This is a genomic window from Bosea sp. ANAM02, from assembly GCF_011764485.1.
Lineage (GTDB): Bacteria > Pseudomonadota > Alphaproteobacteria > Rhizobiales > Beijerinckiaceae > Allobosea.
On sequence record NZ_AP022848.1, the window covers coordinates 4,601,778 to 4,624,375 of the forward strand.

Here is a 22,598-nt window from a genome sequence, read left to right on the forward strand (position 1 = left end):
ATGGTCGGGCTTGTCCCGACCATCCACGCTTCGTTCGTACCATGCGGTGTCCAAGACGTGGATGCTCGCCACAAGGGCGAGCATGACGAACTGGAGCAGAGCCAATTTATGGATTCCGGGCTCAGTCCTCGTCGTCGCGCTGGCGCGGACCTTCCCCGAGGATCTCGCGTTTTCCTGCGTGGTTTGCGGGCCCGACGATGCCTTCGTTCTCCATGCGCTCCATGATGGATGCGGCGCGATTGTAGCCGATCTGGAGGCGGCGCTGGATATAGGAGGTCGAGGCCTTCCTGTCGCGCAGCACGACGGCGACGGCCTGCTCGTAGGGGTCGTCGCTCTCGGCGGAACCCATGCCGGTCTTGTCGAAGACGGCGCCGTCCTCGTCCTCGCCCCCCTCGTCCTCCTCGGAGGTGACGGCGTCGAGATATTGCGGGCGGCCTTGGGTCTTGAGATGGGCCACGACCTTCTCGACCTCGGCATCCGAGACGAAGGGGCCGTGGACGCGGGTGATGCGCCCGCCGCCGGCCATGTAGAGCATGTCGCCCTGGCCCAGAAGCTGCTCGGCGCCCATCTCGCCCAGGATCGTGCGCGAGTCGATCTTGCTCGTCACCTGGAAGGAGATGCGGGTCGGGAAATTCGCCTTGATCGTGCCGGTGATGACGTCGACCGAGGGGCGCTGCGTCGCCAGCACGACATGGATGCCGGCCGCGCGCGCCATCTGGGCGAGGCGCTGGATCGTGCCCTCGATCTCCTTGCCGGCGACCATCATCAGGTCGGCCATCTCGTCGACGATGACGACGATATAGGGCAGAGGCTCGAGGTCCATGACCTCCTCCTCGTAGATCGCCTCTCCGCTGTGCTTGTCGAAGCCGGTCTGGACCGTGCGCGTGATGACCTCGCCCGCCGCCTTGGCCTCGCCGACCCTGGCATTGAAGCCGTCGATGTTGCGCACCGAGAGCTTCGACATCTTCTTGTAGCGCTCCTCCATCTCGCGCACCGCCCATTTCAGGGCGACGACCGCCTTCTTGGGATCGGTCACGACCGGGGTGAGCAGATGCGGGATGCCGTCATAGACGGAGAGCTCCAGCATCTTGGGATCGACCATGATCAGGCGGCACTCCTCCGGCTTCAGCCGGTAGAGGATCGACAGGATCATGGTGTTGATCGCGACCGACTTGCCCGAGCCGGTGGTGCCCGCGACGAGCAGGTGGGGCATCCGCGCCAGATCCGCGATCACCGGCTCGCCGCCGATGGTCTTGCCGAGGCAGAGCGCGAGCTTGTGCTTGGTCGCCTCGAAATCCTGGCTGGCCAAAAGCTCACGCAGGAAGACGGTCTCGCGGCGGGTGTTCGGCAGCTCGATGCCGATCGCGTTCTTGCCCTGCACCACCGCAACGCGCGCCGACACCGCACTCATCGAACGCGCGATGTCGTCGGCCAGAGAGATCACGCGGGAACTCTTTATGCCGGGGGCGGGTTCCAATTCATACAGAGTGACGACCGGACCAGGGCAAGCCTGGACGATCTCGCCGCGGATGTTGAAGTCCTCCAGCACGCCTTCGAGCAGGCCGGCATTCTGCTGGAGCATCTCGACCGGCATGGTCTCGGCCTGCGCCTGCGGCGGCTCGGCCAGGAACTCGATCGGCGGGAGCTGGAAACCGGCATCCTGCACCACGGGCAGTTCGACAAGACGAAGCTTGGCCCGGAACGGCGTGACCTTCGCGGATTCGACCGCGACCGGCTCGGGACGAACGGGTTCAGGCTGAACCGGCGCCAACGGCACCGGCTGAGACTGAACAGGCTTGGACGGAACAGGCTTGGGCTCGACCAAAGGCCGCGTGTTGCGTGCCAGCGGCACACCGGGTTTCGCCATGACCGGAGGCTCGACCGGAACCGGCGCCTCATCCTCGACCGCGGGCGCTTCATCGGCTGGCATCTGCCAGGACGGGGTCGCGACCTGGAAACTCACCCGATAGCTCTGCCCCCAGCCGAAGCCGGACCAGGCTGGCGCAACCACCGGAGCGGTGATCGGTAGCGGCGCGGCTTCGCGCTTTGCGACCGGCTGCTCTTCAAAGCCAATCGTCGGGGCATGGGTCATCGCTTCCGCCATCATCGACGGAGCGACGGGGTCGAAGACAAAATCGGCATCGTCGCGCTCGGCCTCGGGGACGCATTCCCAGAAGGCGTGATCCGAGATGAAATCGAGCGGCGTCGCGACGTCCTGCTCGGGGTACGCGGCGGTCTCCGAAGACCCCTCGAACACCATTTCGACGGGCTGCATCTCATCGACGAAGGCGTTCTCCTCCGCGTCGAAGGTCAGTTCGACATCGGCCTGCTCGTCCATGACGGGTTCGGGCGCTGGCTCGGTGCCGGGCGCGCCCCAGACCTGCCGGATGAGGTGATCCGGCGTGCGCCAGAAGCGGACGCGGCTCTCGCCCGGAACAGGCGCGTTCGGAGACAGGCTGATGTCGAAGCGCTGCCCGAGGACCGGCGAGGTAGAGAGCTCCTGCTCGGCCTGCGCGAGCTTGCGCTGGGCGTCAGCGGCGCGCGAGGGGCGGACATAGGTCGGCCAGAGACTGGATGATGTCGATTCGGTCCGAATCGACTCTGCGGCAGGAGGGTGCGGTGTTGCGTTCTGCTGTGGTTGAACGAGGCGATGATCCTCGGAAACGACGGCGTTCGCGCGGCGGAGACGATCCAGTTTTTGCATGGGCTTAGGCGAACACTACGCTTCGTTAACCTGAGACCCAGTCCTAGCCCGGCAGGGTTAAGAGACCGTTCCGGCAGCCTTCCTTTCGGTGTCCGAAGCTGGCGCGTTCAGGCTCGCAGCGACTGTCAGCGCGCCCGCTTTTCCGAGGGCGGGGTGGCGGCATCATCGTCCTGAAGCACGCGCCAGGCGGCGCCCTCGAGATCGGCGAACTGGCCTGACCGCATGCACCAGAAGAAGGCGCCCAGGCCCAGCAGGCCGAGCCCGAGCGCGAGGGGAAACAGGATGACGATGATGTTCATGCCTCTGCCTCCGGAAACCTTGCGCTGCGTGCGCGCAGGGCGTTGAGGGTCACCACCAGCGACGAGCCCGACATGGCGACGGCCGCGACTAGCGGCGTCGCAAGCCCGGCGATGGCGATCGGCACCGCCACCGCGTTGTAGAGCACCGCGAAGCACAGGTTCTGCAGCATCAGCCCGCGCGCCTTGCGGGCGATGCCGAGCGCGGCCGAGACCGGCGCGAGGCTGTCGCCGAGGAAGACGATATCGGCCGCGGCCTGCGCGAGATGCGTCGCGCTGACCGGCGAGAGCGAGACATGCGCGCCCGCGAGCGCCGGCGCGTCATTGAGCCCGTCACCGACCATCAGCACCTTGCGGCCCTCGGCCGCCATGCTGTCGAGCAGGTTCAGCTTGTCGGCCGGCAGCAGGCCAGCCTCGACATGCGCGATGCCGAGCGCGGCCGCGATCGGCGCGACGGCCTCCGGCCGGTCGCCAGAGAGGATCGCGATGTCCAGCCCCGCCGCGCGCAAAGCGTCGATCGTCGCGCGCGCATCCGGGCGCAGGCTCTGCCCGAGCGCCAGAACCGTACGATAGGCGCCGTGGCGATAGGCGATCAGCGAGGCGCCGGGATGGAGCGCCTTGACAGAAACCGCCTCGGTTTCGGCGCCGCAAAAGGCGAGGCTGCCGAGGCGCTGCTCGTCGTCGCCATCGCCGGACGACAGGCCGTGCCCGCGCTCCTCGCGGACATCCGTTCGGGGGAAGGCGGCGCCGAGTGCGCGGGCCAGAGCCTGCGCCAGCGGATGGGCGCTGGCTGCGGCGAGCGCGCCGATCTCAGCCCGCCGCTCGGCCGGCAGCGCCTCGCGGTTGAGGATCTCGGGCTCCGGCAGGGTCAGCGTGCCGGTCTTGTCGAAAACGGCGATGTCGGCCTCGGCGAGGCGCTCCAGGGCAGCGCCCTCCTTGAGCATGATCTTGCGCCTGAACAGGGCGGAGGCCGCGACGACCTGTACGGCGGGGATCGCAAGGCCGAGCGCGCAGGGACACGTGATGATCAGCACGGTCACGGCGATCAGCAGCGCCTCCGGCCAGGCCAGCCCCCAGGCGAGCCAGCCGAGGAAGGTCGCGGCCGCCAGCGTATGGACCACCGGCGCATAGAGCCGCGCGGCCCGGTCCGACAGATGGACATAGCGCGAGCGGCTGCCCACGGCCTGATTCATCAGCCGGTCGATCTCGTCGAGCAGCGTGCCCTGCCCTGCCGCCTCGACGCGGATGGTGAGAGTGCCTGTCAGGTTCAGCGTGCCGGCATGGACGCGTTCGCCCTGCCCGATCGCAGCCGGCGCGGTCTCGCCGGTGACGAGGCTCTGGTCGAGCTCGGAACGACCGGTCTCGACGATGCCGTCGACCGAGACCCGCTCGCCCGGGCGAACGAGGACGCGGTCGCCGGGCTGGATCGCAGCGATCGGCGTGATCGTCCAGTTGCCGTCGTCGGCGAGCCGCGTCGCAGTCTCGGCCTTGAGCGCGGCGAGATTGCCGGCGAGGTCGCGGGTGCGGCGGCGCATGAGCTGGTCGAGATAGCGCCCGATCAGCAGGAAGAAGAGCAGCATCACCACGCCGTCGAAATAGGCGTGGCGGCCATGGGTCCAGGTCTCGGCGACCGACATGACCAGCGCCAGCACGACGCCGATGGTGATCGGCACGTCCATGTTGACGGCGCCGGCCCTGAGGGCGCGCAGCGCGCTCTCGAAGAAGGGCCGGCCGGCATAGGCCGCCGTCGGCAGGGCGATCAGCGCCGAAAGCCAGTGGAAGAAGTCGCGCGTCGTCGGGTCGATATCGCCGCTATTGCCGGCCCAGACGGCGACCGAGAGCAGCATGATGTTCATCGAGGCGAAGCCGGCGACGCCGAGGCGGCGCATCAGGCTGCGCTCCTCCGCGGCGGCATCATTCTCCTGCCGTTCTGCCACGAAGGGATAGGCCTTGAAGCCGAGCGCGCCGAGCTTGTCGACGACGGCCTCCGGCCGCAGCAGCGCCTCGCGCCACTCGACCGAGACGCGCTTCAGCGCGAGATTGACGCGGGCGCCGAGGATGGCGGGCTCGCGGGCAAGCCCGCTCTCGATCGCCTGCATGCAGCCGGCGCAACGGATACCGTCGACCGCCAGTTCCATGCTGGCGATGCCGCCGTCGCGATGGCGCACGAAGACGGAGAGGTCCTGCGCCGCCATCTTACGTCTCCGGCAAAGTGACGCGGCTGCGCGAGACGAAGACGACCTCCTCGCCGCGCTTCGCCTCCAATTCGAGAATCCAGGAGCCGGCCTCGATGCGGTCGAAGCCGGCCTCGTAGCGGCCGGGCTGGCGCTCGTTCAGCGCCACAGTGTGATCGCGCGCGGAGGTCGCGGGATGACGCAGCCGCGCCGTCGCGGAGAAGCCGGAAAGCGGCTGGCCGAGGCGATCCGCCAGCGTGACGCCGAGCGTGGCGCCCTCACCCTGGCGCGCGAGCGTAGCTGCAGCCTTCCAATCGCGCGCGTCACGCTCATGCTGGCGGGCGATCTCCTCGTTGAAATGCTGGCTGGTCTCATAGGCGCTCTTGGTCTCGACGCCCGGCATGGTGCGCAGCGCCACCGTCAGGATCGTCGCATTGACCGAGATGACGACGCCGAAGAACAGTACCAGCATCGCCGCGACCATCCAGCCGGTCAGTTCGAAGGGGCGGCGCGGGCGCGGGGCGGCAGGGGTGTCGCAGGACATCAGGAAAACTCCGCAGCAGCTCATGGTTTGGCTCCGGGCGCCATGAAGTGGTCGGCCGCGCGCACGGTCTCCCCGGCGAAGAGATCCGAGGCGGTGATGGTGATGGGCTGCGACGTTTCCAGCGGCACGCCGGCCGGGACGGTGACGAGCACGCGCACCTCGCGCGAGGAATCGGGATCGACGGTCACGACCGGCCTGACATCGGCGGTCTGCGCCACGCCGATCGCTTCGATGCGGATGCCGGGCAGCCCATCGACAGTGAGGGCGAAGGGGCGAATTTCCGGGCGTTTGTTGAGCAGGCGAACCGCATAGGCGTTGCGGATCGAGCCGTCGCTCAAGGTCACGAAGAGCGGCGAGCGCTCGTGCAGCACCGAGATATCGGCGGTGCGGCGCGTCGCGAGCTGCCAGAGCATGGCGCCGCCAACCACGACGATCAGCGCCGTGTAGATCGCCGTGCGCGCCCGGAGCGGGCGATAGACCGCCTTCAGGCCAGCCATCCGCCGCTTGACGTTGATCTCGGTATCATAGGCGATCAGGCGCTTCGGCCGATCGACCTTGGCCATGACGGTGTCGCAGGCGTCGATGCAGAGCCCGCACTGGATGCAGTCGAGCTGGGAACCGTCGCGGATGTCGATGCCGACCGGGCAAACCGCGACGCATTGATGACAGTCGATGCAGTCGCCGGCCGGCGCGCCCTGCGCCTTCAGTTTCAGGCCCTGCTTGACCGAGACGCGCGGCTCGCCGCGATCGTACCGATAGGTGACGTTGAGCGCTTCGTCGTCGGTCAGCGCCGCCTGGATGCGCGGCCAGGGGCACATGAACTTGCAGACCTGCTCGCGCATGATGCCGGCGAGCGAGTAGGTGGTGAAGGTCAGGATCGCGATCCAGACATAGGCCGAGAGCGGCGCGGTGAAGGTCGCGAGCTCCCGCACCAGCGTCGGCGCATCGGCGAAATAGAGCACCCAGGCGCCGCCGGTCCACCAGGCGATGACGATCCAGACCGCGTGCTTGGCGCTCTTGCGCCAGAGCTTGTCGAAGCTCCACGGCGCCGCATCGAGGCGCATGCGCTCGCGCCGGTCGCCCTCGAAGAAGCGCTCGACAGCGAGGAAGAGATCGGTCCAGACCGTCTGCGGGCAGAGATAGCCGCACCAGACCCGGCCCGCGAGCGCGTTCATCAGGAAGAGCGCGAAGGAGGCGAGGATCAGCAGGCCGGTGAAATAGTAGACCTCCTGCGGCCAGATCTCGATGAAGAAGAAGTAGAAGCGTCCGTTGGCGATATCGGCCAGCACCGCCTGGTTCGGCAGATGCGGGCCGCGATCCCAGCGCAGGAACGGCAGCAGATAATAGATGCCGAGGCACAGGAAGAGGATGAACCACTTCGCGCGCCGGAACGGGCCGGACACGCTTTGCGGATAGACCTTCGCCGACGCCGCGAAGAGCGGGATGTCGTCGGGATCGGTCCCGGCCGTGCTCACGCTACTGCCCTCCCCCCAGCGAGTGGACATAGACGGTCAGCGCCTTGATGGTGGTCGCGTCGAGGCGCCCGCCCCAGGCCGGCATCACGCCATTGCGGCTGTTGGTGATGGTCTCGGTCAGCGAAGCCATATCCATGCCGTAGAGGCTGATCGCGTCGGTGAGATTGGGCGCGCCCATCTCCTGGTTGCCCTTGCCGGCCTCGCCATGGCAGGCGGCGCAATTATCGGCGAAGAGCTTGCGGCCGAGCGCGAGATCGGCCTTGGGCTCGGCCGGCAGGCCGGCCAGAGCGCGGACGTGATTGGCGACGGCATTGATCTCGTCGCGCTTCAGCATGCCGTCGCGGCCGAAGGCCGGCATCTGGCTCACGCGCGTCTCGTCATTGCCGGCGACGCGGATGCCGTGACGGATGGTCTGCTGGATCGCGTCGAGCGAGCCGCCCCAGAGCCAGTCGTCGTCGTTGAGGTTGGGATAGCCCTTGGCACCGGCGCCGCCGACGCCGTGACAGGCGGCGCAGTTGTCGCCGAAGGCCGCCTTGCCCTGCGCCATCGCGATCTGGAACAGGGTCGGGTCGGCCTTGATCTGCGCCGGTGTCGCGTCGGCCATGCCGGCGGCCTGGACGGCGCGCTGCGCCTTGAGCCGGGCCATGTCCGCGCTGATATCGGCGCGGCTGGCATAGCCGATCACGCCCCGGGTCGTATCGGTCAGAAGCGGCCAGGCGGGATAGACGACCCAGTAGCCGATCGACCAGAGAATGCTGGCGTAGAAGATGCCGAGCCACCAGCGCGGCAGCGGGGTGTTGAGCTCGCGGATGCCATCCCATTCATGGCCGGTGGTGGCGATGCCGGTGTGCGGGTCGATATGCGGGGCGTCGTGCTGCTGTTCCATGATCTCAGTCCTCGCGCAACGGATTGAGCGCGGCTTGCTCGAAGCGGGCGCGGTTCTTCGGCCAGAAGGCGTAGAGGCAGACGCCGAGGAAGACGGCGACGAAGTAGAGAAGGCCGACGGACTGGGCGAAGCCGGCGAGCCAGTGATAGGTCGATTGCATGGCAGCCTCGCTCAGCGGATGTTGGCCTTGTCGTCGTAGAGCTTGAAGTCGACGAGCGTGCCGAGCGCCTGGAGATAGGCGATCAGGGCGTCGGCCTCGGTAATGCGCTGCGGGTCGCCGTCGAAATCGCGCGACTGCGCCTTGGGGTAGCGCTTCTCCAGATCGGATTGGCCGGGATGGTCCGGCGTCGCCTGCGCCTTCAGGTCGCTCTGCGCCTGGGCGATCATCGCGTCGCTATAGGGCACGCCCCCGGCGCGGTTGGCGCGCAGCTCATCGGCGATGTCGCTGTATTTCAGTTCTGTCTTCGCCAGGAAGGGATAGCCCGGCATGATCGATTGCGGCACGACGGCCCGCGGCTCGGCGAGATGCGCCCGCTGCCACTCGTCGGAATATTTGCCGCCGACGCGGGCAAGGTCCGGCCCGGTGCGCTTCGAGCCCCACTGGAACGGCTTGTCGTATAGGCTCTCGGCCGCGAGCGAGTAATGCCCGTAGCGCTCGACCTCGTCGCGCAGCGGCCGGATCATCTGGCTGTGGCAGTTGTAGCAGCCCTCGCGGACATAGATCGCGCGGCCGGCCAGCTCGAGCGGCGTATAGGGACGCATGCCCTGCACCGTCTCGATCGTGTTCTTCAGGTAGAAGAGCGGCGCGATCTCGACGAGGCCGCCGACCGAAATCACCAGCAGCACGCCGATGACCAGGATGATCGAGTTGGTCTCGAAGATCTTGTGCTTGGCCCAGAGCGACTTGCGCGCGGGCTTGTGTTCGATGCTCGTCATTCCCCGGAACTCCTCAGGCGGCGGCCAGCGCGGACGGCATGTCGTCGGCACGCGGCATCTCGGCCGCGCTCTGCGAGCGCACGGTCATCCAGAGGTTGAAGGCCATGATCAGCGCGCCGATCAGGAAAAGCGCGCCGCCCAATGCGCGGATCACGTAGAAGGGGTGCATCGCCGCGACGGTCTCGATGAAGGAATATTCGAGGAAGCCGAGCGCGGTGTAGGCGCGCCACATCAGGCCCTGGAGGATGCCGGAGACCCACATCGCCGTGATGTAGAAGACGATGCCGAGTGTCGAGATCCAGAAGTGCCAACTCACCAGCCTGAGCGAGTAGAGCCCCTTGCGGTTCCAGAGCCAGGGCACGAGGCAGTAGATCGCGCCGAAGGAGATATAGGCGACCCAGCCGAGCGCGCCGGAATGGACATGGCCGATGGTCCAGTCGGTGTAATGCGACAGGCCGTTGACCGCCTTGATCGACATCAGCGGGCCTTCGAAGGTCGACATGCCGTAGAAGGCGAGCGAAACGACCATCATGCGCAGCACCGGGTCGGTGCGCAGCCGGTCCCAGGCGCCGGACAGGGTCATGATGCCGTTGATCATGCCGCCCCAGGAGGGCATCCACAGCATGATCGAGAAGGTCATGCCCAGCGTCTGCGCCCAGTCGGGCAGGGCGGTGTAGTGGAGATGGTGCGGGCCGGCCCAGATATAGATGAAGATCAGGGCCCAGAAATGGATGATCGAGAGCCGGTAGCTGTAGATCGGCCGCTCCGCGCGCTTGGGCACGAAATAGTACATGATCGCGAGGAAGCCGGCGGTGAGGAAGAAGCCGACCGCGTTATGGCCGTACCACCACTGGAACATCGCATCCTGCACGCCCGACCAGAGGCCGTAGGATTTCGGCGACAGGATCGAGATCGGCACGGCGACGTTGTTGCCGATATGCAGGACCGCGATGGTCAGGATGAAGCCGAGATAGAACCAGTTCGCCACATAGATATGCGGCTCCCGGCGCTTCATCACCGTGCCCAGGAAGACCAGGAGATAGACGACCCAGACGATGGTCAGCCAGAGATCGGCATACCATTCGGGCTCGGCGTATTCCTTACCCTGGGTGATCCCCAGCAGGTAGCCGGTGCCGGCGATGACGATGAAGACATTGTAGCCGAGCACGACGAACCAGGGCGACAGGGTGCCCGCGAGCCGCGCCCGGCAGGTGCGCTGCACGACGTAGAAGGACGTGCCGATCAGGACGTTGCCGCCGAAGGCGAAGATCACCGCCGAAGTGTGCAGCGGCCGCATCCGGCCGAAATTGATCCAGGGCAGATCGAAGTTCAGGTCCGGGAAGGCGAGCTGCGAGGCGATCAGCAGGCCGATGGTGAAGCCGGCGATGCCCCAGACCATGGCAGCGACGGTCGCGAACTTGACCGGCCCCATATTGTAGTTGGGCTTGCCGTCGATCTCCTGCGGCTCGACCGCGACGGTGCCGTCGAAGCAGCGATTGGCGATCAGGACGATACTGACGGCTGCGGCCAGCACGCCGAGCATGGCATGGAAGGCGTAGCCGGAATTCTCGGTCAGCGCCGCGATGACGATCAGGGGCAGCACGCAGGCCGCCGCGATCAGCATCCCCAACAATTCGCCGACAGTTGCCTGCCTCACAGGGCTTGCCGTTGCCGTCACCTTCTGACCCCGCTTCGTCGCCGGCGCATGAGCGCGCCCTTCGCGTGAGGCTTAGCGAGCGGGAGAAGGCGGGGCGTTGATTCAGGTCAAGGGCAGCGCCGCGCAGCGTGCGGCGCGGTAGCGCAGGCTCAGGCCGCGACGGCGCTCATGCGCTCGGCATTCATTACGCGCACGCCGCCGGGGACGATCAGGATCGTCTTGTCCTTGGCGAGCCGGGTGAAGGTACGGCTGACCGTCTCGATGGTGAGGCCGAGGAAATCGGCGATGTCCTGTCGCGTCATCGGCAGGGGCACCGTGACCGAAGGCTTGCCGAGCCTGGCCCAGCGCTGCTGCATGCCGAGAAGGAAGCAGATCAGCTTCTCCTCGGCGGTGCGCCGGCCGAGCAGCATCATCTGCTCGTGGGCAAGCGTCAGCTCATGGGTGGCGAACTCGTGCAGGCGCTTCAGCAGATGCGGCTTGGCATCGACCAGAGCCGTATAAGCGCCGCGCGAAAAGGCGCAGGCCGCGACCTCGCCGATCGCATCGGCCGAGAAGCCATAGGCATCGCGCATCGCAAGCCCGAGGAAATCGCCGGGCAGGGCGAAGCCGACGACCTGGCGGCGGCCGTCGGAGAGCAGCTTGTAGAGGCGCACGACGCCGGCCGTGACGTTGTAGACGGAATGCGCCTCGCGCCCTTGCGTGAACAGCGTCTCGCCCGAGGCGAAATGCGTGGGATGGGCCAGGGATTCCAGCAGCGACAGCTCATCGTCCGAGAGCGACGCGCAGACGCTCACGAGACGCACCATGCAGCTGCGGCAATTGCCTTCACCACGGTGCGCGGCGCTACAGGCCGAAGGATGACAGTTCACGATCGCATCTTCCCACTGATCGAAAAGACCATAACCGAGGCGTGCAAAGGCTCAAAGCACGCTCCCTGCCGCAGCCGGCGAAATTGATCCAGATCAATGCGACGACAGGCCTCGCGCAACCACCGTGCGGCCCTGAATTCGGGAGAGGCCGCAGTGACGGGCGATGATATCTTCGAGGTCGCGCGCATCGCGCCGGCCGGCGCCGACACGGTCTTCAGCCTCGTCGCCATGCTGCATCCGGAGGTGACGCCGGAAGGCTGGGCCGAATTCGTGCGAGACAACTCGCAGGATGGCGCCCGGCCGCGCGGCGTCTTCGCGCTGCGCGATGCCCGCGCCATGCCGCATGCCGTCTTCACCTTCCGCGTCGCCCAGACGATCGCGGGCGGCACGGCGCTGGAAATCTCGGAGCTCGCGATGCTCCGGCTGCCGGGCACCCATCTCGTCAACGCGCTGCTGCGCTTCGCCAACCAGCTCGCGGTCGAGCTCGACCTGCCCCGGATCGCGATCTCGCTGGAGCGCTCCGCCGCCTGGCCGCAGGACCATGACGCGCTCCAGCGCTCGGGCTTCGAGATCGACCGGATGATGGTTCTCGGCCGGGCGCAACTGGCGCCGACGACCCCCAATTGACCTGCCTCAAACCGGCAGGCTCTACCGCTCAGCGGCCGTTAGCCTTTCGCCACGCCGCGAAATCGACCTTGGTCTGCTCTTCCGTCGCCGGGTAGAGGCCGAGGATCGAGCGGCCCTTCAATACCTCCTCGGTGACGAAATCCTCGAACGCCGTCATCTCGACGGCCTCGGCCGCGACCTCGTCGGCGAGATGGGCGGGAATGACGATGACGCCCTCGGCATCGCCGACCACGATATCGCCCGGGAAGACCGCGACATCGCCGCAGCCGATCGGCACGTCGATGTCGATCGCCTGATGCAGGGTCAGGTTGGTCGGCGAGGACGGGCGGTTGTGATAGGTCGGAAACGGCAATCCGGCGATCTCGTGGGAATCGCGGAAGCCGCCATCGGTGACGACGCCGGCGACGCCGCGCTTCATCAGGCGCGAGACGAGGATGCCGCCGGCGGAAGCCGCGCGCGGGTCCTTGCGGCTGTCGATCACCATCACGGCGCCCGGCGGGCAATCCTCGACCGCCTTGCGCTGCGGATGGGCGCGGTCCTGGAAGACCGAAAGCGGGTTCAGGTCCTCGCGCGCCGGGATGTAGCGGAGCGTGAAGGCCTCGCCGACCATGTTGCCGGCGCCGGGATTGAGCGGGCGGACATCCTGGATGAACTGGTTGCGCAGGCCGCGCTTGAACAGGGCCGTGCAGAGCGTGGCGACGGAGACCCCGCGCAGCTTCTCGCGGGTATCCGGCTTGAGACTGGGCATGCGCTCACCTTCCGTCCATGACTCCCGCCGGGCGGCAGGTGGCAGGGAGGTTCCCGCGTTCCGGCCCGCTTTGTAAAGGCGGAACGGGATGCGAAAAACGCAACCCTGCCCTTGCCTTCCACAAGGCTGCCTATTTGCCCCAGCGCAGCGCCAGCGGATCGAGCTCGCGCGCCAGTTCGATCAGGCCCTCGCGGGTCTTCGGGATGCAGCGGCGTCAGCGGATGGCGCACGGCCTCCGATTTGATCACGCCGCCCTCCTTCATCACCGCCTTGGCCGAGCGCAGGCCGCATTGGCGGTTCTCGTAATTGATGATCGGGAGGACGCGGGCATAGAGCGCCGCCGCCTGCTTGCGATCGCCTGCCGCATGGGCGGCGAGGATCGGCTTGATCAGGTCAGGGATCATCGCCGAGGTCATGGTGCCGGTCGCGCCGGCATCGAGATCGGCCATCAGCGTGATCGCCTCCTCGCCGTCGAAGGGGCCGACCACGGCGTCGCCGCCGGCCTCGATCAGCGCGCGCAGCTTGTTGGCCGTACCGGGCACCTCGATCTTGAAGTAGCGGACGAGCGGAACCTCCTTCGCCAGCCGGATCATGAAGGGCACGGTCAAGGTCACGCCGGAGAGCGGTGCGTCCTGCAGGATGATCGGAATGCCGCAGGCATCGGCCACCGCCTTGAAATGCTCGATCATGCCCGGCTCGTCGGCCTTGAGCAGCGCGCCGTGATAGGGCGGCATCATCATCAGCATCTTGGCGCCGGCGTCGGCCGCGGCCTTGGCGCGGGCGGCGGCGATGCGGGTCGCGAAATGCGAGGTGGTGACGATGACCGGCACGCGGCCGGCCACCTGCTCCAGCGAGAGCCGCATGACCTGATCGCGCTCCTCGTCGGTCAGCAGGAACTGCTCCGAGAAGTTGGCAAGGATGCAGATGCCATCGACGCCCTGGTCGACCATCAGGCCCATGACGCGCTTGTTGCCCTCGATATCGAGGTCGCCGTTCTCATGGAAGATGGTCGGCGCGATCGGCAGGATGCCCTTGTAGGGTTCGGTCATGGCGTCATCTCGTCGGTGGCTGGCTCAGGCGGTGGTCAGACTGTGCTGGCGGCCCTGGTGCCGCGCAAGCGGCGCGCGATCGAGCCTACGACCGGCATGACCAGCAGCGCGAGGCCGATCGTCATCAGCGTCGAGACCAGCGGGTTCGACCAGAAGATCGAGAGCGAGCCCTGGCTGAAGATCATCGATTGGCGGAAGGCGTCCTCGGCCTTGTCTCCGATGACCATGGCGAGCACCAGCGGCGCGATCGGGTAGTCGAGCTTCTTGAAGACATAGCCGACGAGGCCGAAGACCAGCGCGAGCCAGATGTCGAATTCCTTGCTCGCGGCGGTATAGGCGCCGATGAAGCAGATCACCACGATGATCGGGCCGATGATCGAGAAGGGAATGCGCAGGATCGAGGCGAAGAGCGGCACCGTCGCCAGCACGACCACGACCGCGACGAGATTGCCGAGATACATGGACGCGATCAGGCCCCAGACGAAATCGGGACGGTCGGTGAAGAGGGTCGGGCCGGGATTCAGCCCCCAGATCATCAGGCCGCCCATCATCACCGCCGCGGTCGCCGAGCCGGGAATGCCGAGCGCCAGCATCGGCAGCATCGCGGCAGAGCCGGCGGCATGGTCCGCGGTCTCGGGCGCGATCACGCCTTCTGGCTCGCCCTTGCCGAACTTGGCGGGATGGCGCGAGGAGCGTTTCGCCATGGCATAGCTCATGAACGAGGCCGCGGTCGGCCCGCCCGGCGTGATGCCCATCCAGATGCCGATCATCGAGGAGCGCAGGAGAGCGAGCCAGTAGCGCGGCAGCTTCATCGCGGTTCGCAGCACGTCTCCGATGCGCACCTTGGCGGCGACGCCCTCGAATTTCAGCCCTTCCTCCATCGTCAGCAGCAATTCGCCGATGCCGAACAGGCCGATGACGGCGATCAGGAAGCTGACGCCGGCGAGCAGCACGTCGAACTCGAAGGTGAGACGGACATTGCCGGAGACCGAGTCCATGCCGATCGTCGCCAAGGCGAAGCCGATCGCCATCGACACGACCGTCTTGAAGGGCGAAGCGCCGCCGAGCCCGATGAAGCTCGCGAAGGTCATGAAATAGACGGCGAAATATTCGGGCGAGGAGAAGCGCAGCGCGAATTTCGCGACCCAGCCCGAAAGCAGCGTGATCAGGATGACGCCGGCGAGCGCGCCGAAGCCGGCCGACAGGAAGGCGAAGGAGAGCGCTTCCGTCGCCTTGCCCTGCTTGGCCATCGGATGGCCGTCGAAGGTCGTCGCGACCGACGAAGGCTCGCCGGGGATGTTGAACAGGATCGAGGTGGTCGAGCCGCCGAAAAGAGCGCCCCAGTAGAGCGAGGTCAGCAGGATGATCGCCGAGACCGGGTCCATCGAGAAGGTCAGCGGCAGCAGCAGCGAGACGCCGTTGGGCGCGCCGAGCCCCGGCAGGACGCCGACGAGCACGCCGAGAAGCACACCTGCCATCATCAGCAGGACATGGTGCGTGGTGAGCGCGACCGAGAAGCCGTGCATCAGGTTGGCGATGTTGTCCATGCTGATATCCCCGCCGTCTCAGAGGCCGATGAGCGGCTCGATCGGGCCCTTGAGCAGGCCGATCTGGAAGAATTTCTCGAGAGAGAAGTAGAGGAAGGCCGCCGTCGCAAACGCCGTGACAAGGCTTGGCAGCCAGCCATATCCGCCCTGGAAGCGCATCGCGAAGACGAGGTAGACGATCGTCGCGACATACATGCCGAGTGTCGCGCTCAGCACGACGAAGGCGACGAGCGGCAGAAGAAAGGCCAGCACGCGCTTGCCGCGCTCGGCGTCGAGAAAGGCTTCTGCGAGCGCCGCCTTGCCGGCGACGCGCTGGCCGAGCGTAACTGCGATCGTGCCCAGGCTCGCCAACGCGATCAGCGCGCCGGCATAGAAGGGGAAGGCGCCGGGCTGTGGGCCGGACGTATCCCAGCCGATGCCGAATTCGAGCGAGCCCTTCACGATGACGAGCCCGAAGACCAGCGTCAGGATCGCAGTCCCGATCTCGGCCCAGAAGCGGGTGATCATGCGGTGGGTTCCTCCTTGCGGGAGCGGCGGGAAGGCACGGCTATACGGCTATAGGGAAAAGCGGGTCATCCCGGACGGAGCGAAGCGCACATCCGGGATCCATGCCTGAGCGGACCCGATGAAGGTTCCGGCATGGATCCCGGGTCAGGCCCGGGATGACCGCGTGTTTCCGAGGTCAATCGACGTGCGCCGATCCCACCTTACTTCGCGACCCAGCCTTCGTTCTCGAAGACCTTCTTGTTCGCCGCCTCGTCCTTGGCGACGAAATCGGCGAATTCCTTGCCCTTCATGAACTTGCCGGTCTGGGCGGTGCGCGTCACGAACTCCTTCCACTCCGGCGTCTTGGAGACCTTTTCCAGAAGGTCCGCGTAATAGGTCACCGCATCGGCCGGGACGTCGGCCGGCAGCCAGACGGTGCGCGGCATCTGGAAGGTCTCGAGCGGCAGCCCCGCTTCCTTGCAGGTCGGGACGTCGCCCCAGCCCTTGCCGTCATGGACGGGCTCGCCCTTGGCCAGGCGCACCGGCGAGAAGACGCAGAGCGGCTTCACCTGCCCGGCCTTCCACTGGCCGATATTCTCGTTGGGATTGTTGGTGTTGGAGTCGATATGGCCGCCGGCGAGCTGCACCGCCGCAGCGCTGCCGCCCTGGAACGGTACGTAGATCCACTTCACGCCTGTCGCGTCCTGGATCATCGAGGTCAGGGTCTGGTCGGTATCCTTCGACTGGCTGCCGCCCATCTTGAAGCCCATGGGCTTGGCCTTGACCGCCTCGATATAGGCCTTGGCATCGGCATAGGGAGCGTCGCCCTTGACCCAGAGCAGGAACTCGTCGAGCGCCAGCGCCGCGACGGGAGTGAGGTCGGAAAACTTGTAGCCGAGCTTGGCGACGTAAGGCAGGAGATAGGCGTTGTTGGTCCCGAAGATCACGCGGTTCGGATCGCCCTTGGCGCCCTTGCCATAGACATAGCCCTCGGCGCCGGAGCCGCCGCCCTTGTTCACCACCACGATCGGCTGCTCGGTGAACTTGTGCTTGGTGATGATCGACTGGATGATCCGGGCAAAGTTGTCGGTGCCGCCGCCGGCGCCCGAGGTCACGACGAATTCGATCGGCTTGGTCGGTTCCCAGGCCTGCGCGGCACCGATGCCGCCAAGCGTCAGCGCACCGGCGATCGCGGCCGAAATGGCGATTGTCTTCATGGTTTCTCTCCCTGGGTTTTGATGATGCGAGGCCGCTCTTGCCGGCGGCTTTGTCGAGAAGGCTGAGCGTCAGGCGGCGACGCGGGTCCTGCCCTTTCCGTCCTGGGCCATCTTGATGGCGAGCGCGAGCGCGGCCCGCGTTGCGCCGAGATTGGCCACTCCCTTGCCGGCGATTTCGTAGGCCGTGCCATGAGCCGGCGTGCAGATCGGGAAGGGGAAGCCGCCGATGAGGGTGACGCCGCGGTCGAAGCCGATCAGCTTCATCGCGATCTGGCCCTGGTCGTGATACATCGTCAGCACGGCGTCGAAATCGCCGTTCCTGGCGCGCAGGAAGACGGTATCCGAGGGGAAGGGCCCCTCGACCGCGAAACCCTTGGCCTTGGCCGCCTTCACCGCCGGCTCGATCGTCTCGATCTCGTCGCGGCCGAAATTGCCCCCGTCGCCGGCATGGGGATTGATGCCTGCGACAGCGATGCGCGGCGGGTTGAAGCCGGCAGCGCGCAGGTTGGCATCGGCCAGCGTCAGCGCCCGCAGGATGCGCTCCTGCGTGATGTTCTGCGCGACCTCGGAGAGCGGGATATGCGAGGTGACGCGGGCGTTCCAGAGCTTGTCGAGGATATTGAACTCGCTCGCCGCGCCCTCGAAGCCGATGGCATCGCGCACGAAGCGGATTTCGTCGTCATAGCCTGGATAGGCGAAGCGCATCGCCGCCTTGTTGAAGGGCGTGAAGAACACCGCATCGGCCTGGCCGGAAGCGGCGAACTGCAACGCGCGGCGGAAATTCTCGGTCGCGGCCTTGCCGCCGGCCAGCGTCGCGGTGCCGCGCTTGAGATCGGCGGGGTCGTGGTTCGCGAGATCGACGAAGGCGGGCCTGTCGCCGAGCGGCAGCGCATCGCCGTCCTTCACCACCTGGACCTGCGGATCGACGCCGCCATCCTCGATGCCGAGATCGAGCAGGCGCTTGTCGCCGAAGACGACATAGCGGGCGGCGCCGCGCAGATCAGCCTCCGACAGGATGCGAGCCGTCAGCTCGGGGCTGATGCCGGAAGGGTCGCCCATCGCCACGGCGATCACCGGCAAGGGATCATTCGTCCGCTCATTCATGGCCGCAACTCCGCTGCCTGATCGTTCTTCTGGCTACGTTGGCTAACACAGCAGGCGCACCTACTCAAGTATGCTGTATGCAGCATATCGAGATTGTTGTACTCCTTGCGCCGGTTCGGATGCCGAGACCGCATCGAACCGGGAGGAAAGCCGATGAATTTTCACGCGCATTACGCCGGGATCGCGGAGCCGGTCGAAACCTGCCTCGTCGGCAGCGGCAGCTTCGGGCGCAGCTATCTCGCGCAGTCGCGTCGGACGCGATTGGTGAACGCGCGCATCGCGGTGGACGTCACCGCCGAAGCCGCCGGCAAAGCTTTCGCGGCGGCGGGATTCCAGCCCGGCGAGATCGCGCTGTGTACGACCGGAGCCGAGGCGAAGGCTGCCTGGAATGCGGGCCAATGCGTCGCCACGGCGAGCCTCGATGTCGTCATGGAATTGCCCTTCATGCTGCTCGTCGAGGCAACCGGCAGCCCGGAAGCGGCGACGCGACATAGCCTCGCGGCGATCGATGCCGGGCGCCATGTCGCGCTGGTCTCGAAGGAGGCCGACAGCGTCGTCGGGCCGGGCCTGGCACGGCTCGCCCGCGACAAGGGTGTGGTGGTGACGCCGGTCGACGGCGATCAGCCGAGCCTATTGATCGCACTGGCGAGCTGGGCCGAAATCATCGGCCTGGAGATCATCGCAGCCGGCAAGTCGAGCGAATATGATTTCGTCCTGGATGCCGCGACCGGCAACGTCACCTGCAATGGCGTGACGCGATCGCTGCCGGCCCTGCGCGAGCATTGGCTGCCGGGCTCGCGCTCCATCACCGCCAATGCCGCCGAGCGCGCGCGCATCCTCGGCGAGGCCTTCCCCTTGAGGGCCGTGCCCGATCTCTGCGAGATGACGCTCGTCGCCAATGCGCTCGGCTTCTCGGCCGATGCTCCCGGCTTCCATGCGCCTCCGGCCCGCGTGCCGGAACTCGCCGACCTCTTCGCCGAGCGCAGCGAAGGCGGGTTGATGGGCGGCACGCGCCGGATCGACGTCTTCCATCATTTGCGCCTGGCCGAGGAAGCGAGCTTCGCCGGCGGCGTCTTCATCGTCGTCCGCTCAGACAATGACGAGACCTGGGAGATGCTGGCCGGCAAGGGCCATGTCGTCAGCCGCAGCGGCAAGACCGCCGCGCTGTACCTGCCGCGCCATCTGCTGGGTGTCGAGGTTGCAACCTCCATTCTCGATGCGGCCGGCCTCGGCCGCTCCGGCTATGGCGACGACTACCGGCCGCGGCAGGACCTCGTCGCGGTGGCGCAGCGCGACCTTGCGGCGGGGACCGTGCTCAGGATGGGCGGGCATCACCACAGCATCGAGAATGTCGGGGCCGAGGTGAGACCTGCTGCGGCGCTGGCGGCCGAAGGCCCTGCCCCGTTCTATCTGGCAGCCGATCGGACGCTCGTCCGTCCGGTCAAGGCCGGCGAGGCGATCCGTCTCGGCGATGTCGCGATCCCCGAGGACTCCGGACTGCTGGCGATGCGCCGGCGGCAGGATGGGCTCTTCTTCGCCGGGAACGGCATGGCGGTTTGACAGCACGCAAGCCGCATGCCGTAACGGGGCAACCTGAAACAATGGAGCAGCGATGAGCGAGGCGTCGGCCGACTATCCCCCGATCATGCGGCGGACCCTCCATGACGAGGTGCTGGAGCGCCTGCGCGACATGATCATCGAGGGGCGGCTCGCTCCCGGCCAGCGCATCAACGAGGGCCAGGTCGGCGCCCAGCTCGGCGTCTCGCGGACGCCGCTGCGCGAGGCGATCAAGACGCTCGCCAGCGAGGGGCTCGTCGAGATCCTGCCGGCCAAGGGCGCGATCGTCCGGAAATTCACGGCGCGCGACCTCGCCGACATCCTCGAGGTGATCAAGAGCCTGGAGCAGCTCGGCGGCCGGATCGCCTGCGCCCAGGCCAGCGACGCGACGGTCGCGGCGATCCACAAGCTGCACAAGGACATGCTCGCGCTCTATGCGACGCGCGAGCGGCTCGACTATTTCAAGCTGAACCAGGCGATCCACAGCGCCATCGTCGCCGCCTCCGGCAATGCCGTGCTGGCCGAGATGCACACCACCCTGCAGGCCCGGATCAAGCGGCTGCGCTTCGTCGGCAACGAGGGTCCCGAGAAATGGGCCGGCGCCGTGGCCGAGCACGAGGACATGATGGCAGCCCTGCTGAAGCGCGACGCCGACGCCCTCTCCGAAGCGATCGGCCGCCATATGGACACGACGCTGGTGCGGGTGCGCGAGGTGCTCTGAGCGCCCATTCGAAACGGCGGCTTCGGCTGGGCCCATAGACTTTCGACCAAGCTCCGGACGGGGGCGGAAAGCCGCCTCGCTTCACCCGGAATTCGTTCCAGCGCAATCGTTTACTCTGCTCCCGGAGCCGGCCTTCACGTCCTCCGGGACGGCTATCCGCGCCCCCATTCTTTCAATAAGCTGTCGACAAGGCGGCCCGGGCACTTTCGCTCCAGGAGCTTCCGATACAACGGGGCCGTTCACCGCCCGGGCAGGGCGGTAAAGGCGTTCAAGGAGACATCCATGAAGAAAATTCTGTTGGCGACGCTGTCGGCCTCCGCGCTGATGGCAGCGCAGCCACTGATGGCCAAGACCCTGGTCTATTGCTCGGAGGGCAGCCCCGAGAATTTCGCGCCGAGCGTCAACACCACCGGCACGTCCTTCGACGCGAACACCCAGATCTACGACACGATCGTCCAGTTCGAGCGCGGCGGCACCAAGGTCCAGCCGGCGCTCGCCGAAAAATGGGACATCACCCCGGATGGCCTGACCTACACGTTCCACCTGCGCAAGAACGTCAAGTGGCAGTCGAACAAGAATTTCAAGCCGACGCGCAACTTCAACGCCGACGACATCATCTTCATGATCGAGCGGCAGTGGAAGGAAGCCAACCCGTTCTTCAAGGTGACCAGCTCGAACCACTCCTATTTCAACGACATGGGCATGCCCAAGCTGCTGAAGTCGGTCGAGAAGGTCGATGACTACACCGTCAAGATCACGCTGAACCAGCCGGAAGCGCCGTTCCTTGCCGACCTCGCCATGCAATATGCCAGCGTGCAGTCGAAGGAATACGCCGATGCGATGCTGAAGGCGGGCACGCCCGAGAAGCTCGATCAGGATCCGATCGGCACCGGCCCGTTCTATCTGGTGCAGTACCAGAAGGACGCGATCATCCGCTACAAGGCCAATCCCGACTACTGGGCCGGCAAGGCCAAGATCGACGACCTGATCTTCGCGATCACGCCGGACGCCTCGGTGCGCTGGGCCAAGCTCCAGAAGGGCGAATGCCATGTCATGCCCTATCCGAACCCGGCAGATCTCGACGCCATCAAGAAGGACGCCAATGTCGAGATCCTGGAGCAGCCGGGCCTGAACATCGGCTATCTCGCCTACAACACCACCAAGAAGCCCTTCGACGACGTCAAGGTCCGCCGCGCCATCAACAAGGCGATCAACAAGAAGGCGATCATCGACGCCGTCTATCTCTCCAGCGGCGTCGCGGCGACGAACCCGATCCCGCCGACGATGTGGTCCTATAACGAGACGATCAAGGACGACCCCTTCGATCCGGAGGCGGCCAAGAAGGAGCTGGCCGCGGCCGGCTATCCGAACGGGCTGGAGATCGACCTCTGGGCCATGCCGGTGCAGCGCCCCTACAACCCGAACGCCAAGCGCATCGCCGAGCTGATGCAGGCGGACCTCGCCAAGGTCGGCGTCAAGGCCGAGATCAAGAGCTTCGAATGGGGCGAGTATCGCAAGCGCATGCAGGCGGGCGAGCACCAGACGGGCATGCTCGGCTGGACTGGCGACAACGGCGACCCGGACAACTTCCTGCACACGCTGCTGGGTTGCGAGTCGGCCAAGACCAACGGCTCGAACGTCGCCAAGTTCTGCTACCAGCCCTTCGAGGAGCTGGTGCTGAAGGCGAAGAGCATCACCGACCAGGCCGAGCGCGAAAAGCTCTACCGGCAGGCGCAGGTGATCTTCAAGGAGCAGTCGCCCTGGTTCACCATCGCCCATGCGGTCCAGCTCAAGCCCGTCCGCAAGGAAGTGAAGGACTTCAAGCTCTCGCCGTTCGGCCGCCACACCTTCTACGGCGTCGACATCGGCAAGTGAGCCGAATTGCCGACCGCGCCGCGACTTGGCGCGGCTGATGCATGCCAGACGGCGCGGCCCCGGCGGGGCCGCGCTCCGGAAGGCGGAGACGATGGGGCACGAGGCCCCGCGCCCGATCCGCCTCTC

At 66.6% G+C, this 22,598-nt stretch carries 19 protein-coding genes and 1 pseudogene; 4 read left to right on the top strand and 16 right to left on the bottom strand.

Annotated features, from left to right (window positions below; genetic code table 11):
- Positions 1-121 precede the first annotated feature (121 nt).
- From OCUBac02_RS21955 to OCUBac02_RS22000, 10 genes are all read right to left on the bottom strand, one after another.
- Positions 122-2,704, bottom strand: a complete 2,583-nt coding sequence (locus OCUBac02_RS21955; RefSeq protein WP_244639016.1) for a DNA translocase FtsK — start codon at positions 2,702-2,704, stop codon at positions 122-124.
- Between the two features lie 125 nt (positions 2,705-2,829).
- Positions 2,830-3,003 (bottom strand): cbb3-type cytochrome oxidase assembly protein CcoS, encoded by a 174-nt coding sequence (ccoS, locus tag OCUBac02_RS21960; RefSeq protein ID WP_082009912.1) that lies wholly within the window; start codon positions 3,001-3,003, stop codon positions 2,830-2,832.
- Positions 3,000-5,195, bottom strand: a complete 2,196-nt coding sequence (locus OCUBac02_RS21965; protein WP_173048684.1) for a heavy metal translocating P-type ATPase — start codon at positions 5,193-5,195, stop codon at positions 3,000-3,002. The genes ccoS and OCUBac02_RS21965 overlap by 4 nt, the downstream gene beginning before the upstream one ends.
- 1 nt (position 5,196) lies before the next feature.
- Positions 5,197-5,718: a FixH family protein gene (locus OCUBac02_RS21970; RefSeq protein WP_173048686.1), complete on the bottom strand. Its 522-nt coding sequence runs from the start codon at positions 5,716-5,718 to the stop codon at positions 5,197-5,199.
- A 20-nt stretch (positions 5,719-5,738) separates the two neighbouring features.
- On the bottom strand, positions 5,739-7,223 hold the full coding sequence (ccoG, locus tag OCUBac02_RS21975; protein ID WP_173048688.1) for a cytochrome c oxidase accessory protein CcoG: 1,485 nt from the start codon (positions 7,221-7,223) through the stop codon (positions 5,739-5,741).
- Positions 7,195-8,079: a cytochrome-c oxidase, cbb3-type subunit III gene (ccoP, locus tag OCUBac02_RS21980; RefSeq protein ID WP_173048690.1), complete on the bottom strand. Its 885-nt coding sequence runs from the start codon at positions 8,077-8,079 to the stop codon at positions 7,195-7,197. The genes ccoG and ccoP overlap by 29 nt, the downstream gene beginning before the upstream one ends.
- 4 nt (positions 8,080-8,083) lie before the next feature.
- Positions 8,084-8,239 (bottom strand): cbb3-type cytochrome oxidase subunit 3, encoded by a 156-nt coding sequence (locus OCUBac02_RS21985; RefSeq protein WP_047575877.1) that lies wholly within the window; start codon positions 8,237-8,239, stop codon positions 8,084-8,086.
- Between the two features lie 11 nt (positions 8,240-8,250).
- A complete protein-coding gene (gene ccoO / locus OCUBac02_RS21990) occupies positions 8,251-9,015 on the bottom strand; it encodes a cytochrome-c oxidase, cbb3-type subunit II (protein WP_047575880.1) in 765 nt (254 codons plus the stop codon).
- 13 nt (positions 9,016-9,028) lie between these two features.
- Positions 9,029-10,639 carry a cytochrome-c oxidase, cbb3-type subunit I gene (ccoN, locus tag OCUBac02_RS21995; RefSeq protein WP_173049795.1) on the bottom strand — a complete coding sequence of 537 codons (1,611 nt, stop codon included), beginning with the start codon at positions 10,637-10,639 and terminating at the stop codon, positions 9,029-9,031.
- 182 nt (positions 10,640-10,821) lie between these two features.
- Entirely contained in the window at positions 10,822-11,478 is a 657-nt protein-coding gene (locus OCUBac02_RS22000; protein ID WP_173048692.1) for a helix-turn-helix domain-containing protein, read from the bottom strand.
- A 216-nt stretch (positions 11,479-11,694) separates the two neighbouring features.
- On the opposite strand from OCUBac02_RS22000, the gene OCUBac02_RS22005 reads away from it, so the two are divergent.
- Positions 11,695-12,168 (top strand): hypothetical protein, encoded by a 474-nt coding sequence (locus OCUBac02_RS22005; RefSeq protein WP_173048694.1) that lies wholly within the window; start codon positions 11,695-11,697, stop codon positions 12,166-12,168.
- Positions 12,169-12,196: 28 nt separating this feature from the next.
- Here the strand turns inward: OCUBac02_RS22005 and OCUBac02_RS22010 are convergent, their stop codons facing one another.
- The 6 genes and pseudogenes from OCUBac02_RS22010 to OCUBac02_RS22035 all read right to left on the bottom strand — a co-directional run bounded on the left by OCUBac02_RS22010 (position 12,197) and on the right by OCUBac02_RS22035 (position 18,319).
- Positions 12,197-12,916 (bottom strand): ribonuclease activity regulator RraA, encoded by a 720-nt coding sequence (locus tag OCUBac02_RS22010; RefSeq protein WP_173048696.1) that lies wholly within the window; start codon positions 12,914-12,916, stop codon positions 12,197-12,199.
- A gap of 130 nt (positions 12,917-13,046) precedes the next feature.
- Positions 13,047-13,965: pseudogene (locus tag OCUBac02_RS22015) on the bottom strand (dihydrodipicolinate synthase family protein).
- A gap of 35 nt (positions 13,966-14,000) precedes the next feature.
- Entirely contained in the window at positions 14,001-15,512 is a 1,512-nt protein-coding gene (locus OCUBac02_RS22020) for a tripartite tricarboxylate transporter permease (RefSeq protein ID WP_047575895.1), read from the bottom strand.
- An 18-nt stretch (positions 15,513-15,530) separates the two neighbouring features.
- Entirely contained in the window at positions 15,531-16,019 is a 489-nt protein-coding gene (locus OCUBac02_RS22025) for a tripartite tricarboxylate transporter TctB family protein (RefSeq protein WP_047575898.1), read from the bottom strand.
- 200 nt (positions 16,020-16,219) lie between these two features.
- Positions 16,220-17,215: a Bug family tripartite tricarboxylate transporter substrate binding protein gene (locus OCUBac02_RS22030; RefSeq protein WP_047575901.1), complete on the bottom strand. Its 996-nt coding sequence runs from the start codon at positions 17,213-17,215 to the stop codon at positions 16,220-16,222.
- Positions 17,216-17,284: 69 nt separating this feature from the next.
- A complete protein-coding gene (locus tag OCUBac02_RS22035; RefSeq protein WP_173048697.1) occupies positions 17,285-18,319 on the bottom strand; it encodes a 4-hydroxythreonine-4-phosphate dehydrogenase PdxA in 1,035 nt (344 codons plus the stop codon).
- 153 nt (positions 18,320-18,472) lie between these two features.
- Between OCUBac02_RS22035 and OCUBac02_RS22040 the strand changes: the two genes are divergently transcribed.
- The 3 genes from OCUBac02_RS22040 (at position 18,473) to OCUBac02_RS22050 (ending at position 22,472) form a co-directional block, all read left to right on the top strand.
- Positions 18,473-19,879, top strand: a complete 1,407-nt coding sequence (locus OCUBac02_RS22040) for a flagellar biosynthesis protein FlgA (protein WP_173048699.1) — start codon at positions 18,473-18,475, stop codon at positions 19,877-19,879.
- Between the two features lie 52 nt (positions 19,880-19,931).
- Positions 19,932-20,597: a GntR family transcriptional regulator gene (locus OCUBac02_RS22045; protein ID WP_173048701.1), complete on the top strand. Its 666-nt coding sequence runs from the start codon at positions 19,932-19,934 to the stop codon at positions 20,595-20,597.
- Between the two features lie 282 nt (positions 20,598-20,879).
- Complete coding sequence (locus OCUBac02_RS22050; RefSeq protein WP_173048703.1) at positions 20,880-22,472, top strand: ABC transporter substrate-binding protein; 1,593 nt, start codon at positions 20,880-20,882, stop codon at positions 22,470-22,472.
- Positions 22,473-22,598: the final 126 nt, after the last annotated feature.

What these genes read in the sequence shown, in the direction of transcription:
- OCUBac02_RS21955 (WP_244639016.1), bottom strand. Translation starts at nt 2,704, where the DNA reads ATGCAAAAACTGGATCGTCTCCGCCGCGCGAACGCCGTCGTTTCCGAG.
- OCUBac02_RS22045 (WP_173048701.1), top strand. Translation starts at nt 19,932, where the DNA reads ATGAGCGAGGCGTCGGCCGACTATCCCCCGATCATGCGGCGGACCCTC.
- OCUBac02_RS21985 (WP_047575877.1), bottom strand. Translation starts at nt 8,239, where the DNA reads ATGCAATCGACCTATCACTGGCTCGCCGGCTTCGCCCAGTCCGTCGGC.
- OCUBac02_RS21970 (WP_173048686.1), bottom strand. Translation starts at nt 5,718, where the DNA reads ATGTCCTGCGACACCCCTGCCGCCCCGCGCCCGCGCCGCCCCTTCGAA.
- ccoG (WP_173048688.1), bottom strand. Translation starts at nt 7,223, where the DNA reads ATGTCCACTCGCTGGGGGGAGGGCAGTAGCGTGAGCACGGCCGGGACC.
- OCUBac02_RS22050 (WP_173048703.1), top strand. Translation starts at nt 20,880, where the DNA reads ATGAAGAAAATTCTGTTGGCGACGCTGTCGGCCTCCGCGCTGATGGCA.
- OCUBac02_RS22000 (WP_173048692.1), bottom strand. Translation starts at nt 11,478, where the DNA reads ATGGTGCGTCTCGTGAGCGTCTGCGCGTCGCTCTCGGACGATGAGCTG.
- OCUBac02_RS22035 (WP_173048697.1), bottom strand. Translation starts at nt 18,319, where the DNA reads ATGAATGAGCGGACGAATGATCCCTTGCCGGTGATCGCCGTGGCGATG.
- OCUBac02_RS22020 (WP_047575895.1), bottom strand. Translation starts at nt 15,512, where the DNA reads ATGGACAACATCGCCAACCTGATGCACGGCTTCTCGGTCGCGCTCACC.
- OCUBac02_RS22010 (WP_173048696.1), bottom strand. Translation starts at nt 12,916, where the DNA reads ATGCCCAGTCTCAAGCCGGATACCCGCGAGAAGCTGCGCGGGGTCTCC.
- ccoN (WP_173049795.1), bottom strand. Translation starts at nt 10,639, where the DNA reads ATGCTGATCGCGGCGGCCTGCGTGCTGCCCCTGATCGTCATCGCGGCG.
- ccoS (WP_082009912.1), bottom strand. Translation starts at nt 3,003, where the DNA reads ATGAACATCATCGTCATCCTGTTTCCCCTCGCGCTCGGGCTCGGCCTG.
- OCUBac02_RS22040 (WP_173048699.1), top strand. Translation starts at nt 18,473, where the DNA reads ATGAATTTTCACGCGCATTACGCCGGGATCGCGGAGCCGGTCGAAACC.
- OCUBac02_RS21965 (WP_173048684.1), bottom strand. Translation starts at nt 5,195, where the DNA reads ATGGCGGCGCAGGACCTCTCCGTCTTCGTGCGCCATCGCGACGGCGGC.
- OCUBac02_RS22030 (WP_047575901.1), bottom strand. Translation starts at nt 17,215, where the DNA reads ATGAAGACAATCGCCATTTCGGCCGCGATCGCCGGTGCGCTGACGCTT.
- ccoO (WP_047575880.1), bottom strand. Translation starts at nt 9,015, where the DNA reads ATGACGAGCATCGAACACAAGCCCGCGCGCAAGTCGCTCTGGGCCAAG.
- ccoP (WP_173048690.1), bottom strand. Translation starts at nt 8,079, where the DNA reads ATGGAACAGCAGCACGACGCCCCGCATATCGACCCGCACACCGGCATC.
- OCUBac02_RS22025 (WP_047575898.1), bottom strand. Translation starts at nt 16,019, where the DNA reads ATGATCACCCGCTTCTGGGCCGAGATCGGGACTGCGATCCTGACGCTG.